The 14,555-nt window shown below is 42.5% G+C and carries 16 protein-coding genes; 14 read left to right on the plus strand and 2 right to left on the minus strand.

What is annotated here, in order from left to right; genetic code table 11:
- Positions 1-263: 263 nt before the first annotated feature.
- From PTUN_RS06330 to kdsA, 3 genes are read left to right on the plus strand one after another with little or no spacing between them, the layout of a single operon-like run.
- The gene (locus tag PTUN_RS06330; RefSeq protein WP_009839302.1) at positions 264-1,058 is read left to right on the plus strand and encodes a tetratricopeptide repeat protein; all 795 of its coding nucleotides are present in this window, start codon (positions 264-266) and stop codon (positions 1,056-1,058) included.
- 16 nt (positions 1,059-1,074) lie between these two features.
- Complete coding sequence (locus PTUN_RS06335; protein WP_009839303.1) at positions 1,075-2,328, plus strand: DUF819 family protein; 1,254 nt, start codon at positions 1,075-1,077, stop codon at positions 2,326-2,328.
- A 10-nt stretch (positions 2,329-2,338) separates the two neighbouring features.
- Complete coding sequence (kdsA, locus tag PTUN_RS06340) at positions 2,339-3,187, plus strand: 3-deoxy-8-phosphooctulonate synthase (RefSeq protein WP_009839304.1); 849 nt, start codon at positions 2,339-2,341, stop codon at positions 3,185-3,187.
- 74 nt (positions 3,188-3,261) lie between these two features.
- On the opposite strand, the gene PTUN_RS06345 is transcribed toward kdsA, so the two are convergent.
- Entirely contained in the window at positions 3,262-3,510 is a 249-nt protein-coding gene (locus PTUN_RS06345) for a hypothetical protein (RefSeq protein ID WP_009839305.1), read from the minus strand.
- A gap of 212 nt (positions 3,511-3,722) precedes the next feature.
- On the opposite strand from PTUN_RS06345, the gene PTUN_RS06350 reads away from it, so the two are divergent.
- The 4 genes from PTUN_RS06350 to rlmM are packed head-to-tail and all read left to right on the plus strand — an operon-like array spanning position 3,723 to position 6,718.
- Complete coding sequence (locus PTUN_RS06350) at positions 3,723-4,634, plus strand: transcriptional regulator GcvA (protein ID WP_009839306.1); 912 nt, start codon at positions 3,723-3,725, stop codon at positions 4,632-4,634.
- Positions 4,634-5,257, plus strand: coding sequence for an alpha/beta family hydrolase (locus PTUN_RS06355; RefSeq protein WP_009839307.1), 624 nt, complete (start codon positions 4,634-4,636; stop codon positions 5,255-5,257). The genes PTUN_RS06350 and PTUN_RS06355 overlap by 1 nt, the downstream gene beginning before the upstream one ends.
- Positions 5,250-5,618, plus strand: coding sequence for a DUF423 domain-containing protein (locus tag PTUN_RS06360; protein ID WP_009839308.1), 369 nt, complete (start codon positions 5,250-5,252; stop codon positions 5,616-5,618). Before PTUN_RS06355 ends, PTUN_RS06360 begins: the two co-directional genes overlap by 8 nt.
- Before the next feature lie 14 nt (positions 5,619-5,632).
- Positions 5,633-6,718, plus strand: a complete 1,086-nt coding sequence (gene rlmM / locus PTUN_RS06365; protein ID WP_009839309.1) for a 23S rRNA (cytidine(2498)-2'-O)-methyltransferase RlmM — start codon at positions 5,633-5,635, stop codon at positions 6,716-6,718.
- Positions 6,719-7,237: 519 nt separating this feature from the next.
- Here the strand turns inward: rlmM and PTUN_RS06370 are convergent.
- Positions 7,238-7,423, minus strand: a complete 186-nt coding sequence (locus PTUN_RS06370) for a hypothetical protein (protein WP_009839310.1) — start codon at positions 7,421-7,423, stop codon at positions 7,238-7,240.
- An 860-nt stretch (positions 7,424-8,283) separates the two neighbouring features.
- On the opposite strand from PTUN_RS06370, the gene PTUN_RS22135 reads away from it, so the two are divergent.
- The 7 genes from PTUN_RS22135 (at position 8,284) to PTUN_RS06405 (ending at position 14,461) form a co-directional block, all read left to right on the plus strand.
- Entirely contained in the window at positions 8,284-9,201 is a 918-nt protein-coding gene (locus PTUN_RS22135) for a TIR domain-containing protein (protein WP_009839312.1), read from the plus strand.
- 235 nt (positions 9,202-9,436) lie between these two features.
- Positions 9,437-9,955, plus strand: coding sequence for a hypothetical protein (locus tag PTUN_RS06380; RefSeq protein ID WP_009839313.1), 519 nt, complete (start codon positions 9,437-9,439; stop codon positions 9,953-9,955).
- 627 nt (positions 9,956-10,582) lie between these two features.
- Positions 10,583-11,419 carry a reverse transcriptase domain-containing protein gene (locus PTUN_RS22140; protein WP_009839314.1) on the plus strand — a complete coding sequence of 279 codons (837 nt, stop codon included), beginning with the start codon at positions 10,583-10,585 and terminating at the stop codon, positions 11,417-11,419.
- Positions 11,420-12,018: 599 nt separating this feature from the next.
- Entirely contained in the window at positions 12,019-12,228 is a 210-nt protein-coding gene (locus tag PTUN_RS06390) for a hypothetical protein (protein ID WP_004586969.1), read from the plus strand.
- A 159-nt stretch (positions 12,229-12,387) separates the two neighbouring features.
- Positions 12,388-12,720 carry a hypothetical protein gene (locus PTUN_RS06395; protein ID WP_009839316.1) on the plus strand — a complete coding sequence of 111 codons (333 nt, stop codon included), beginning with the start codon at positions 12,388-12,390 and terminating at the stop codon, positions 12,718-12,720.
- Positions 12,721-12,828: 108 nt separating this feature from the next.
- Positions 12,829-13,062 carry a hypothetical protein gene (locus tag PTUN_RS06400; RefSeq protein ID WP_232285023.1) on the plus strand — a complete coding sequence of 78 codons (234 nt, stop codon included), beginning with the start codon at positions 12,829-12,831 and terminating at the stop codon, positions 13,060-13,062.
- 883 nt (positions 13,063-13,945) lie between these two features.
- A complete protein-coding gene (locus tag PTUN_RS06405; RefSeq protein ID WP_009839321.1) occupies positions 13,946-14,461 on the plus strand; it encodes a zinc finger Ran-binding domain-containing protein in 516 nt (171 codons plus the stop codon).
- The last annotated feature ends 94 nt before the right edge of the window (positions 14,462-14,555 follow it).

Below are 14,555 nucleotides of genomic sequence, written 5' to 3' on the forward strand. Positions count from 1 at the left end.
GCTGTCAACGCATCATTTTAAGCTAAAGTGGCCAGAGGCAGATTTATTATCCTGTATTTAGGTGAGTGATGCAGAGGGTTAAAGCTTGCTACACTCGCACAATTTTATTGCTTGGTTATTCACCATTTTGCCACTTAGCCAGCACAAACTAATCAATCGAACGGGTATATGCGGTCATTCATGGCTTTTGTGGGTGAAAGTTTAGGGCAGAAAAGGTAAACTGTGCGCCATTTTGTAATTAATTTAGAGTAGTACAGGTATTGATGTCAGATATCTGGTTTGATGATCAAGAGGTTGAGCATCTAACCCCAATTTACAGTTGCTTAAAAGCCCAAAAAGAATGGCAAGCTGATTTTGATATTCGGCCAAGCCTTGATGTGCTTGATACTTTGGTTGCTCAGGCCAAATTAGAGGCTGATAAGTTTGCCACGTTTGATGAGTCTCTCAATGCCATTATAGATTTATTTTATGGTGACTGGGCCTTTAGCGGCACCAATCAATCGATTGCTGAAAGTAAACTCAATACAATTTCTTATGCCCTTGCTTATCGCACTGGCAGCAGCTTTGCGATGGCGATGATTTTAGATTATGTGCTCAATGAAAATGAAATATGCTCTGAAATCGTCGTCGAATATGGTGAACTTACAGTGCATGTGCGTTGCAGTGAAATGGAAGGGTATTTTATTGATCCGGTTTCTGGCCACCAAAGTTGGTATATCAAAACAGAAAATGGCTCAGAAGAAGATAACAGCGACCACTATCAGTTAATACCTGCCGAAGATTTAATTAAGCTGTTTATCGGCCATCAAAAATGGGCATTTATCAGCGAGAAGCGTTATATCGATGCGCTCAGATGTGTTGAGATGTTAATGGAGATGATTGGCGACGACCCGTATGAACGCCGCGACAGAGGTTATTTACTCAAGCAACTCGATTGTCATAACATTGCGCGCCATGATTTTGAGTTTTTTATTAATGAATGCCCGGATGATCCCGCAATTGAGCTTATCCAATATCAGTTAGATGAAATGGACTATCAACATCATACGTTCCATTAAATTATAAGGAGAATAAATGTCAGCTTCCGAGTCAGTGCTAATTACCAACGATGCCGTGGTACTTGGTCTATTAGCCGTTATTTTAGGGTTTGTTTTTAAAACCTCACACAGCCAGCATCATTTTTGGCAAAAATTTTATAAATACGTACCCGCTTTATTATTGTGTTACTTTTTACCTTCGTTGCTCAATACCTTTGGCATCGTCGACGGTAATAAATCGAATGTGTATTACGTCGCATCACGCTATTTGTTACCTGCCTGCCTAATTTTATTAACCATTAGCATTGATTTAAAAGCCATTTTAAATCTAGGTCCAAAAGCGCTCATTATGTTTTTAGTGGGTACTTTGGGGATTGTGATTGGTGGGCCAATCGCCATTATAGTGGTGAGTATGGTTAACCCTGAGATTGTTGGCGGCCATGGACCTGAAGCGGTATGGCGTGGCATGACAACCGTTGCTGGTAGCTGGATTGGTGGTGGTGCCAACCAAGCCTCAATGAAAGAAATGTTTGAAGTGGGTGGTGATATATTCTCAGTGATGGTGACGGTTGATGTCATTGTCGCCAATATTTGGATGGCAGTATTGCTGTTAATGGCTGCAAACCATAAAAAAATTGATGCCGCCACGGGTGCAGATACCAGCGCGATTGAAGAGCTGAAGCACCGTGTTGAAGCTTATCATGCGCAGCATGCAAGAATGCCCACACTCAATGATTACATGACCATCATTGCTATAGCGTTTGGTATTACGGGCTTGGCGCATTTTATGGCCGATATTTTAGGGCCATTTTTTGGGGATAATTTTGCATGGGCGCAAGCGTATAGTTTAAACAGCAAATTCTTTTGGTTAATTGTCATCTCAACCACCATTGGTATTGCTTTATCGTTCACTAAAGTGCGTCAAATTGAAGCATTTGGTGCATCTAAAGTCGCGTCGAGCTTTTTATATATTTTAGTCGCGTCGATTGGTCTTCATATGAATGTCACCGCCATATTCGACAATCCTGGTTTATTCTTAGTCGGTATTATTTGGATGTTGGTGCACGCAAGCTTAATGCTGATTGTAGCCAAAGCCATTAAAGCACCACTGTTTTATATGGCGGTGGGGTCACAAGCCAATGTGGGCGGTGCGGCTTCAGCGCCCGTGGTCGCGTCAGCGTTTCACCCGTCACTTGCACCTGTTGGGGTTTTATTAGCAGTACTGGGTTATGGTGTAGGCACATACATGGCTTACATTTGTGGTTTAATGATGCAAGCGGTTGCACCTTAAGGAATTAAAAATGAATACTGATATTATTAACATCGGGTCAATAGAAGTCGCGAACAATAAACCGTTTGTTTTATTTGGCGGTATGAACGTACTTGAATCGCGTGATTTAGCGATGCGCATTGCAGAATACTATGTAGAAGTAACTACAAAATTAGGCATTCCATACGTGTTTAAAGCGTCATTTGATAAAGCAAACCGCTCATCAATTAATTCGTATCGTGGTCCGGGTCTTGATGAAGGGTTAAAGATTTTTCAAGAAATTAAACAAACCTTTAATGTGCCTCTGATCACCGATGTGCACGAGCCACATCAAGCCGCGCCCGTTGCCGAAGTCGTTGATGTGATCCAATTGCCTGCATTTTTAGCCCGCCAAACCGATTTAGTGGTGGCGATGGCAAAAACAGGTGCGGTGATCAATGTGAAAAAACCACAGTTTTTAGCCCCGCATGAAATGCGTCACATTATTCAAAAATTCCACGAAGCAGGCAATGACAAGGTTATTTTATGTGAGCGTGGTTCAAGCTTTGGTTATAACAACCTAGTGGTTGATATGCTGGGCATGGATGACATGAAACAACAGGCACCAGTGATTTTTGATGCAACTCATGCTTTACAACGCCCAGGTGGTCGCACCGACTCGGCCGATGGTCGCCGCGCACAAGCCGCAGAGCTTGCTCGCAGTGGTATGGCATTAGGTCTTGCAGGTTTATTTATTGAAGCGCACCCAAATCCAAACGAAGCAAAATGTGATGGCCCATGTGCATTGCAACTTGATAAGTTAGCAGGGTATTTAACACAAATGAAAGCGGTGGATGATTTAATAAAAAGCTTTGAACCACTTGATACTAGCGCTAGCTAATACATTTGACAGAGTATAAAAACTAAAAGGAGGCTTTAGCCTCCTTTTTGCTGTGTTTTATTTGCTTTACTTTACTATTCGCTTTGTACTGGCTCATCGAGCTTGCTGCGGGTTGTGGTTGGCAACACACGGGCAATCAAGATAGGCTGTGTTGGCAAGCTGATAACAGCATGCTCTTTTTGTAACTCTGTCAGTTGTACGGTAATGGTTGCTTTAATCTCTTGCTCGACTAATTTTTTCAGTTCGAAGTGCTGCTCATTGGCAACACCATTGGTACTAAAAATACTGCTTGCTAAAGTGAATGACAGTGCTAGCTTGTTCATATCGTCCTCGATATTGGATAAAAATATTTATGCAGGTTGGGGGCATAAATATCTTAAAGATTTAAGTCAATTTAAATTCTATGGCAGCTAAGCGCTTGGTTGGAGCTGCTTCTTGCGCTGCGAGTAAATAATAAGCAAAAAAATTGTCTTTTAAAAACGATCATTTATAATGCGTTCAGATAAAAAAAACTAATGAATAAATCAGGTGGAATATGTCCAGACGTTTACCGCCGCTTAATGCACTAAAGGCATTTGAAGCCGCCGCTCGTAATCTTAGCTTTACTAAAGCCGCCGAAGAACTATTTGTAACCCAAGCTGCGGTTAGTCACCAAATTAAAACCCTTGAAGATCATTTAGGATTAAAACTGTTTTTACGTAAAAATCGCTCCTTGCTCCTGACTGAAGAAGGCCAAGCTTATTTTCTTGATATCAAAGAAATCTTTGGGCAATTGGTCGATGCAACTGAACGTTTGTTAGCTCGGGGCGCTAAAGGCTCCATTACCGTCAGTTTAACGCCAAGTTTTGCTATTCAGTGGCTAATCCCTCGGCTTAATTTATTTAATGAAGCCCACCCTGAAATTGATATTCGTATAAAAGCGCAAGAATTAGAAGAAAACTCACTCACCGATGATGTTGATGTCGCCATTTATTATGGCCGTGGCCATTGGAATGGCGTGCAAACCCACAAGTTACATACAGAATACTTGGTGCCGCTTTGTAGCCCTATGTTACTGAACGGCCCAAAACCGCTGATGCATATTAATGATTTAGAAAATCACACCTTGTTGCACGATATGACGCGTAAAAATTGGAAAACCTGGATGAAAACCGCCGGAGTGCGCAATATCAAGGTCAATACCGGACCTATTTTTAGCCATTCATCGATGGTGCTGCAAGCGGCGATTCATGGTCAGGGTGTGGCACTTGGCAATAGCGTATTGGCAAGGCCAGAGCTGGATGCGGGTCGCTTGGTTATTCCTTTTAGTCATATTTTAGAAAGTAAAAATGCCTACTATTTAGTGTGCCGCGAATCACAAACTGAGCTGGGTAAAATTGTCTCATTTAAAGAGTGGATGCTCAGCATGGTAGAAGTAGAGCAAATTGAAGCAGGATTTACCGAATAATGGCGATTGAGTGGTTTAAAAGCGACGCCCCGGTAGCCCAATTATTGTTTGCCCATGGGGCTGGGGCGGGCAAAGACTCTGAATTTATGCAGCAAATGGCACAACTGCTGATGGTGCAAGGCATAAATGTTGGTTTATTCAATTTTGAATACATGGATAAAGCTCTTTTACTCGGGCGCAACCAACCGCCACAACGCGCCGATAAATTAATTGCTTACTTCAAGCAAATTTATGCAAAGCTTGATAACAATTTACCGATTTTTATTGGCGGTAAATCGATGGGCGGGCGTATGGCGTCGTTATTAGCGTGCGAGCAAACGGTCAAAGGCGTGATTGCGTTTGGATATCCATTTCATCCACCTAAGAAAAAAGATACACTGCGCACCGCTCATTTTAGTGAGTTATTAGCGCCGCTTTTTATCGTGCAGGGTGAGCGCGATATTTTTGGCGAACGCGCATTTGTCAGCGAGTTGCCATTGCTTGGGCCGGTCACCATTGCCTGGATAGATGATGGCGATCATTCATTGGTGCCACGAAAACGCTCTGGTTTTACTCAAGCGCAAAATTGGCAGCACAGTGCCAAGCTTGCGGCAGATTTTATGAAAAAGGTGACCCATGATTAAGTGGATGCTGGTTTTAGGCGCTGCATTTGCAGGCTTTGCTGTAATATTAGGGGCTTTTGCTGCCCATGGCTTAAAAGCCACCTTGTCGAGTGCTTCGTTGCAAGTATTTCAAACTGGGGTGCAATATCAAATGTATCACGGTTTAGCGCTTATTTTATTTGCGCTGGTGGCAAAACAAGGCGTTGCCTTAGTGGGCCCTGCAGCGTTGCTTGTGGCGGGCATAGTGCTTTTTAGTGGTAGTTTATATTTACTCAGTACTCTAGGGTGGAAATGGCTTGGGCCAATTACCCCGTTAGGTGGTGTGTGTTTTATTGGTGCATGGGTGTGGTTTGTTGTGCAAGTTAGTCGCACAGAATTTTAAAAGGTTAAAAATTAATGTCTTGTATTGTTATTTATTGTCGCCCAGGATTTGAAAGTGATGCGGCCGCCGAAATCACCCATCATGCTACTGAGTTAAATGTTGCAGGTTATGTAAAAACCAAACCAAATACTGGTTTTGTTGTGTTTCAATGTTTTAATGCCGACGACAGCGCCACCTTAATTAAGCAAGTCGACTTTGCTCAGCTGGTATTTGCTCGGCAGTGGTTTTGTGGTGTGCTGGTGGAAGAGTTACCGCAAACCGACCGCGTCAGTGCAATAGCAAATGCTTTGATTGATATGCCGACAGGCTCAGATCTGCGGGTTGAAACCCCAGATACTAACGAAGGCAAAGAGTTACTTAAATTTTGTAAAAAAATTACCGTGCCACTGCGTAATAAATTGGTCGCGCAGCGTAGTTTAGTAAAAGATGGCCCAAGTAAGCTGCCAAGTTTACACATTTTGTTTTTAGATAACGCCACTGCCTATGTTGGTTATTCATGGAATAACAATAACTCTGACTTTTTTATGGGCATTCCACGTTTACGTTTTCCAAGTGCTGCGCCAAGTCGCTCAACGTTAAAACTAGATGAGGCTTTTATTGTTTTTGTGCCAGAAGCCGAAAAAGAAAAGCGCCTAAGCCCTGGGATGCGTGCGGTTGATTTAGGTGCCTGCCCTGGTGGATGGACTTATCAACTTGTCCGCCGTGGTATGTTTGTGCAAGCCATCGATAATGGCCCTATGGCCCAATCATTGATGGATACCGGCCAAGTTAAACACTACACGGTAGATGGCTTCAAATTTCGCCCTGAAAAACGCAATATCGATTGGTTAGTGTGCGATATGGTTGAAAAACCAGACAAAGTAACGCAACTGATGATTGATTGGGCCGTAAATGATTTTGTCAAAGAGCTGATTTTTAACCTTAAATTGCCAATGAAAAAGCGCTTTGACAGTGTGTATGAAAATTTAGCCTTAATTCACAGCGAAATGAATAAATACGGCATTGAATATGCGCTGCAAGCCAAGCACTTATATCATGACCGCGAAGAAGTGACGGTGCATTTACGCGTGATAAAAGTACCACAAAAGCTTTATAGCTAAGAGCTTGTTACTCAGTAACGAACTGAGCCATAACGCATAAAAGCCGAGGAAACTCGGCTTTTTGTTGATACTCTGTTTAAGCGCAAGCTTGCTTACGAAGGCGAGCAAAGCTTGGCCGCTTTTGTGGGTCTGCTTTAGCCAGGCGCTTGTTGCATTGTGATTTTTCACCACAGAGTACACCGAAGCTTCGCTCACCGAGAAAAACTAAGTGAGTAAAGCCAACTAATTAATAGCTTTTTTTTCTCTGTGTTTCTCTTAACCTCAGTGGTTAACCTTCTTTTTCACCACCGAAAACTCAGTTGTTAAAATTGTTTCACCACCGCCGAGTATTAATAGCCCCGAGGCGCTGCGCTACACCGATATTTTGATGTTTTTTTGAGATTTTACCGTAGGTGCAAGCCTGCTTGCGAAGGCGAGCGCAGTTGGGCCGCTGTTGTAGGTCGGGCTTTAGCTCGACAGTTACTTAAAAGCTGTTTTCACATCAATAACTGTGTTTAGTTTTAAAAACCGCTTTTTAAATTAGCATTGTTGTCGCACTGGCGACAGCAGCCAAGGGAGGTTATCGCCGATCTCCCCTTGGAACCCCTCGGCACCCCAGATTTTCAAAAAATAGGCAAACTGATCTTCAAAAATACATTTGATGTGAATATAACCGCCATGAAGCGGCTCGCTACTCCATCCCTGTACGCTACCCAGTTCGGCCATCCAAGGCCTCTCGTTCAAAGCAATGCTTTTCACCTCTGCCTTAGCATGGCTTGCTCGACTTCCTGTCGCGCATTATTCATCAAATCTATTTTTTCAGGTTTGATTTAGGGGGGAATTTGTTGGCATCGGCGTGAGCTTTGATATTTTTGTAGGTGCAAGCCTGCTTGCGAAGGCGAGCGCAGCTCGGCCGCTGTTGTAGGTCGGGCTTTAGCTCGACAGTTATTTAAAAGCCGTTTTCACATCAATAACTGTGTTTAGTTTTAAAAACCGCTTTTTAAATTGGCATTGTTGTTGTCGCACTGGCGACAGCAGCCAAGGGGAGGCTATCGCCGGTCTCCCCTTGGAACCCCTCGGCGCCTCAAATTTTAAAAAATAGGCAAACTGATCTTCAAAAATACATTTGATGTGAACATAACCGCCATGAAGCGCCATCCATGCCTTAGCATGGCTTGCTCGACTTACTGTAGCGCATTATTCATCAAATCTATTTTTTCAGGTTTGATTGAAGGGGGAATTTGTTGGCATCAGCGTGAGCTTTGAAATGGTTGTAGGTGCAAGCCTGCTTGCGAAGACGAGCGCAGCTTGCCCGCTTTTATCTGTTGATTGAACGAAAATAATACTGTTGATGAGTACAGGGTTTGATGAAGTGTCCAATAACATTATTAGTCACCGTTTTGTCGGATAATAACAGCGTAGTATCGATAGATATTATAATTGCTTGTTTACTATAGATAAAAAAGGTGTAAATATTGTGGATATGTTTTATCCGCCGTTTTGGGGGATTTTATCACCCCATTATGGGATCTAATAAGCTGCTAGGTTTTTAGATCTCGTAGCAAACTCCTTGGAAGGATTAAAAGTTGTTTAATTTAATAATCTCTTATGATCCAGAAAGTTGGGACAGAAGCCCTCACGAGCTGGATAGAAGTCGTGTTGCAATTGAATATACTGCTGATGAAATAAGCGAGAGATACAAATTCTTTGATGAAAAAGCAATTGAGGAGCTTAAAAGCTTCCCCACGCTTTTTGTCACTGAAAACGAATCAGTAGAATCCAGGATAGGGTATGTAACAAATATTCGCTTACGACAGAATTCTGTAGTATTCGATTTTGAATTCGACCCTGCTCTTCCGAGCTTGCCCATTGGTACTATTGAGGCTTTGCGGGTAGATATAGATGTTGGGAGTTGGGAGCTATCGAGGACGCATTGGGCTATTAAGGATGAACCACTGTTCGATATATTGCTGCGAAAAGGTTACATTACACAACAGCAATTTAATTCATCTAAATGGGGTGCCACCCAACAACCAACCGCAGAACCACCAGTTATCCCAACCCCGCCGGGTGTTTTCAATACTTCTCAGGTTTTTATAGTTCACGGCCACGATGATATTGCCAAACTAGAAATGTCATCATTCATTTCTAGCCTAGGGTTGCAGCCTATTATTCTCCATCAGCAAGCAAGCTCAGGACGAACCATTATAGAAAAAATCGAGCATTACTCTAATGTTGGTTTTGGCGTGGTGTTATACACACCCTGTGACATTGGTTCCAAGGCTGGAGAGTTGACAGGAAACTATCGCGCTCGTCAAAATGTTGTTTTTGAGCACGGGTTTTTAATAGGTAAGCTTAGCCGCTCAAGAGTTTCCGCTGTGGTAAAAGGAAACGTTGAAACACCAAATGATATTAGCGGCGTAGTTTACGTCACAATGGATCAAGAAGGGCAATGGAAGCAGCAGCTCTCGGTAGAGTTGAGAGGAGCAGGTTATCATGTATAAACCTAACAAAAAGCTGCACGCGGATAAATTAATCGCTACGCTCCTAATTTACCGATGAGCTTGGCGTTGAGGCTGTAGAATTACTCATTTGGTCAAGTTTTTAGGTGATTTAAGGGGTCTCAAATGCATTGCTTAGTACGAGATTGTCGCTTAGAAAGCGATACAGGAGGTCAAAAAAATGGCCAAATTTATAAAAATAGAAATTCTATAGCCTCGTTAGCCAACAAGAGTTAATATGTCAGTCATAAGCATTTATCAAGAACCGAAAGACCTTTTTTTAAAACTAGCTAGAGAGGGAAGAAGGGCTTGGACTTCAGACTCCAAAGTAGATACCGCTGATCATCTTTTCAATTACTGCATAACAGCGCATTCCTTAAGAGATTGGTGTATTAAACACCTTTCTATTCCTGAAAAAGAATTTCATGAAGTTTGTAATACCTATGAACGACTAAAGTGGTGTAGAGACATAGCTAATTCTTCCAAACACTTTGGTCTCATGGCGGACAAAAAAAGTACCGTATCGAAGGTAAGCGATATTAAAGATGAGTTGGTTACTATCACCCCTGATGGTCAATCTAGCTCGACTACACACAGTCGAGACTCTTTTATCATCGAAAAATCCAATGGTGAAAGTGAGTTATTGATGATGTTTCTATTTTATTCATTTTCAAACTGGGAAGAAATATTTGATAAGTATCAAATACCAAGGTACCCAGACTCTTTAAAGACTGAAATGTTTATAGAATTTACTTAAAAGTTGGCTAACAAACGCTTAAACCACAAAGGACGCAAAAAAGTAGGCTTGCGCTCCTTCGTCGCTAATTTTAGCCTGCTATTTTGCGCCGATTAATCGAGGCGTTAGTGCGTCAAGCGAAGCTTGATGCATCTTGCAGGGTGCAAGTCCCTGTCGGGTAAGGTTTAACTCACCACCCGTATCGAGTGTTGCGCCTATGGCGGAGCTGTTTTTTTTTCAGCGAACAAGATAGGTGAAGCGTACACAGAGAATTAAGTAGGCCACAGGGGATCCGTGTCCCTGAAGTGCTGAGATCGCTCCGATAAATACAGTCTGACTGACGAGGTTTGTAACGCCACTGAAGTCCAAGCAAAGCAACCGTAATGAGTGAGGTTGTGGCGAGTCAGCGGAGTTATTAAGCCGTGGCATGTTTAAAGAGATGCATCAGGAACTTGAGAGAGCCAAAGGTGTTCCGCAAGGACGCGGTAGGGAAGCTAAGTCAAAAGCAAGGCCAACGATGACCCTTTGGCAGTCAGACCAGTTCGTAGTAGTTTGAGACGGGAAAGCCGATCACATGGCGAAGGGGCTGGCAGTTATATCACGTGTTTAGCAGACACATAGGCCGGACAATGTAGGGCTGGACTCACTATGATAACCGAACTAAACGCGATCACATTTAAATCACAGCGCCACCCCAAACACAGGTTTCAGAACTTATACGGATTACTAAGGGAAGATTTCCTGTATCAAAGTTGGGGTCAGCTCAATAAACAAGCAGCCGCTGGTATTGATGGCATCACCATGCCTGCTTATCAGCAGCAACTTGTTGGCAACATTACTCGACTGAGCGATGCCCTGAAGCATAAGCGCTTTCGAGCCAATGACATCAAACGTGTCTTTATTCCCAAAGCAAATGGCAAACAGAGACCGCTGGGCTTGCCCACGGTGGATGATAAATTGGTGCAACAAGGCGTGAGCCAGATATTGCAAAGTATCTGGGAAGCGGATTTTCTGCCCAATAGCTATGGCTACCGACCGAATAAAAGCGCCCATCAAGCGGTGCACAGTTTAGCGTTGAATCTTCAGTTTAAAGGATACGGTTACATTGTGGAGGCTGACATTAAAGGCTTCTTCAACAACCTTGATCACAACTGGCTGATGAAGATGCTCAAACAACGCATTGATGACAAAGCCATGCTGAGTTTAATCAGCCAATGGCTTAAAGCCCGCATAAAATCACCTGAAGGGGTATTTGAATACCCGAAAAGCGGTACGCCGCAAGGGGGGATCATTAGCCCGGTACTGGCGAACATCTACCTGCATTACGCACTCGACTTATGGTTTGAAAAGAAAGTAAAACCCCGAATGCGTGGCCGCGCGATGCTCATCCGGTACGCCGATGATTTTGTGTGTGCGTTTCAGTACGCCAACGATGCTGAGCGATTTTACGAGGTGCTGCCAAAACGACTGAAGACTTTTATTTAAACATAAGCAATTTAGAAGTGGCAGAGGAGAAAACCTCACTGCTACGATTTAGTCGATTTCACCCGAGTCGAAAACGGCAATTTGTGTTTCTTGGTTTTGCCTTTTACTGGGCAAAAGATGCACAGGGAAAACCTCGACTCAGGCGGCGAACAGGGGCGGAAAAGCACCGCGCCAGCATGAGCGAGTTTTACCAATACATCAAAGCCAAGCGGTCAAACAAGCTCAACACTTGGATGCCGCAACTGAAACGCAAACTGATGGGATACCGAAATTACTTTGGCCTGCCAGACAACAGCTGCAGCCTTGATAGATTGTACAGTTATGTGTTGCACAGTTTATACAAATGGCTGAATAGGCGCAGTGGCAGACGCAGTTACAATTGGAGTAATTTCAAGAAGATGCTAATGTATTATGCAATTGAGCGACCAAGAGTGAGTAAGCGATTTATTCACGTAGATTGGTACTAGGAGCGTGTTGATTTACACGCGTGAATATATAACTGAAGAGCCGGATGCGGTAATTCCGCACGTCCGGATCTGTGTGGGGTCGGCCCAGTAATGGGTCGCTCTACCACGATTGTGTACAAGGACAATTGAGCATTGGAAAACACTCCAGAATATCCTATTTGCATCGTTTATGAGGACGAAACAGAAAATGTTGTGTTAGCTAACGCAATGGAGGTTATGACTCACCTCGAATGGTTTGACTCTGATGATCCTGAATCTTGTGCTCAAGTAACAGATGCAAAAAATAAAGCTGTTAGCCTTAAAGTTGAAGCTCTGGAAATTATAGAGCTAAAGTACACATAACAAGGCAAATTAAAAAGGGCGGACAAAAACCAGTTGGCTTTGTTCGTGCCTCACAAACTATAGCCAACTAATTTTTGCCGTTTATTTGCGGCGTTAAGTTGCTGAAAGGAAATCGCAGCTATGGGAAGAAGGTATCGTAGGAGGCGTAGCAATAGCATCGTGTCTGTAATTCCAGATATAGTGCATATCGCGTCGCGATTGCCGTGGTGGGGGGCACTGCTGACGGGAGTTATTTCTTACTTTCTCATTGCTATTCTTCTTGGTGGTTACATCGAAGGGCATATTGCTAGTCAAGCCGGGAGTAAATTCTACGTCATTATCGAGGCTCGCTATGGCCGTTTGGTGCACGTATGCAATTGGGTAGGTATAGCGTGTTTTGTTGTTGGGTTATTCTTCGCAATCCGTAACTACTTTGTTTTCAATCGTGCTACCAGCAACGAAAAAGGTATTGTTACTTTTATTTCTAAATTAATAGGCCGTAGCATTGATTAGTCGCAACTTAACAAGCGCATGTTGTTCGCCCCTGCGGGGCTGGGACCTCCGTTCCGCTGCGCTTCACTTCGGCCCCAAATGCGGGCGTTATATGCCAAGGAGGTTTCGGTGGAAGAGTTAGCCGAAGGAGCATTCAAAGCTATTCTTAGATTTATCCGCTTCATCCTATTGGAAGCTATTTGCGAGTTTCTTATCTATTGGGTTGGTCGTATATTTCTAAATATTGTTACTTTAGGTAATTATCCTCGTGGCCGACAGGTTGAAGATCATGAAGGTCGCATTATATGTACGGGATTTGCGGTAATTATCCTAACCATTGTCTTGATAAGTCTTTATGTCTAAATTGGCATATAACAATCGCCATCAAAACGCCGCTTCGCGGCTCGACTCGCAACACGTTGCTCGCGCTTGTGGCGGGCGTTATATGTTAAGGCATCATGTTCAGTGAAAACTTTGTTATTAGTCATTACATATATTTTTTTCGCAGGTAAGGCATTTGCTGAAGAACCAAACTGCTCTGAGAATGAAGCTTTTCATGGCTTGATGTTTGAGTTATCAGTTAACATTCGCTACGTGACGATATGGTTTTCAGGTTTTGCGTTGGGAAAGATGCAAGTTTTTTGGTTTCGGAGCTATATCAGACAGCCTATGTGTCTGAATATGGGATAAGACCAGCGTTGAATTATCATTCCAAAGTCAGGCTCACCAGTGAGATAAAAAGCAAAATTGATGATTTGTATAAAAATGCTTTGCTTAATTCACGGCCTGATAATATTAGGGGGTTGGACGGCTCAACTTGGTGTTTTCGGCCAAAATCAGGCAATTCGTACACTGAGCTTTGCTACTGGTCTCCAATTGAACATCCAGAAAGTAAAAGAGGCCTGAAAGATATATCAAATTTAGGTATTTATCTGTTTGATATATCTGGATTGCAAGAATACGGAGGAGTATTTCAGTAATGATGAACACTCCATATAACAAGCGCCTTAAACAACGCGGCCTGCGGCCGCTGGACTCGCAACAAGTTGCTCGCCGTTTAGGCGTGCGTTGAGGCTGTAGAATTACTAATTTGGTCAAGTTTTTAGGTGATTTAAGGGGTCTCAAATGCATTGCTTAGTACGAGATAATCGCTTAGAAAGCGATACAGGAGGTCAAAAAAATGGCCAAATTTATAAAAATAGAAATTCTACAGTCTCGTTAGCTTTCTTATCAACATTGGAGTTTTATGAAAGGTTATAGATGGACTTGTAACGCATGTAGTGTTGGAAATGCTTCAAATGAAACTCATTGTTCAAAGTGTGGCTGTTCTGCAACAGCAGGTACAGAAGATATTGAAAAGCATAAAAACCCTGGGGGTTTTAAGAAAAGAAAAACAATCGAAGAATATAAAAAACAGCTATTACCTCTTTTATTTTCTCCATTTTTCTTAGTTATTTACATGCATAATGGTAAATTCGAAATTGCTTTACTTTTATTTGTAGCCGTAGCTTTTATTATTACTAAAAATCTTAAGTTGTTGCTTTACATATCTACTGATAAAAAAGCCAAAACCATGCTACTTACGTTTTCCTGCACATTATTACTGTTTATTTTAACTAGGATTTATCTAATTCCTGATAATAGTTCTTCTGTAGGTTGGGGCGTTTTGTTCTACTTTATTTTTACTTTTGGCTTTATGTATTATTTCACTAAAGGTAAAAGGTTCAATAAGTTACTCGAACAGTATTACAAAAAAAGCTAACAAGAAATTAAACAAGGACAAAAAACAGTTGGTTTTTGCTCCTGCGTCGCTTATTTTAACCAACTATTTTTTGCCTGTTAATTAGGCGTTGAGG

The organism is Pseudoalteromonas tunicata (assembly GCF_002310815.1).
Taxonomy (GTDB): domain Bacteria; phylum Pseudomonadota; class Gammaproteobacteria; order Enterobacterales; family Alteromonadaceae; genus Pseudoalteromonas; species Pseudoalteromonas tunicata.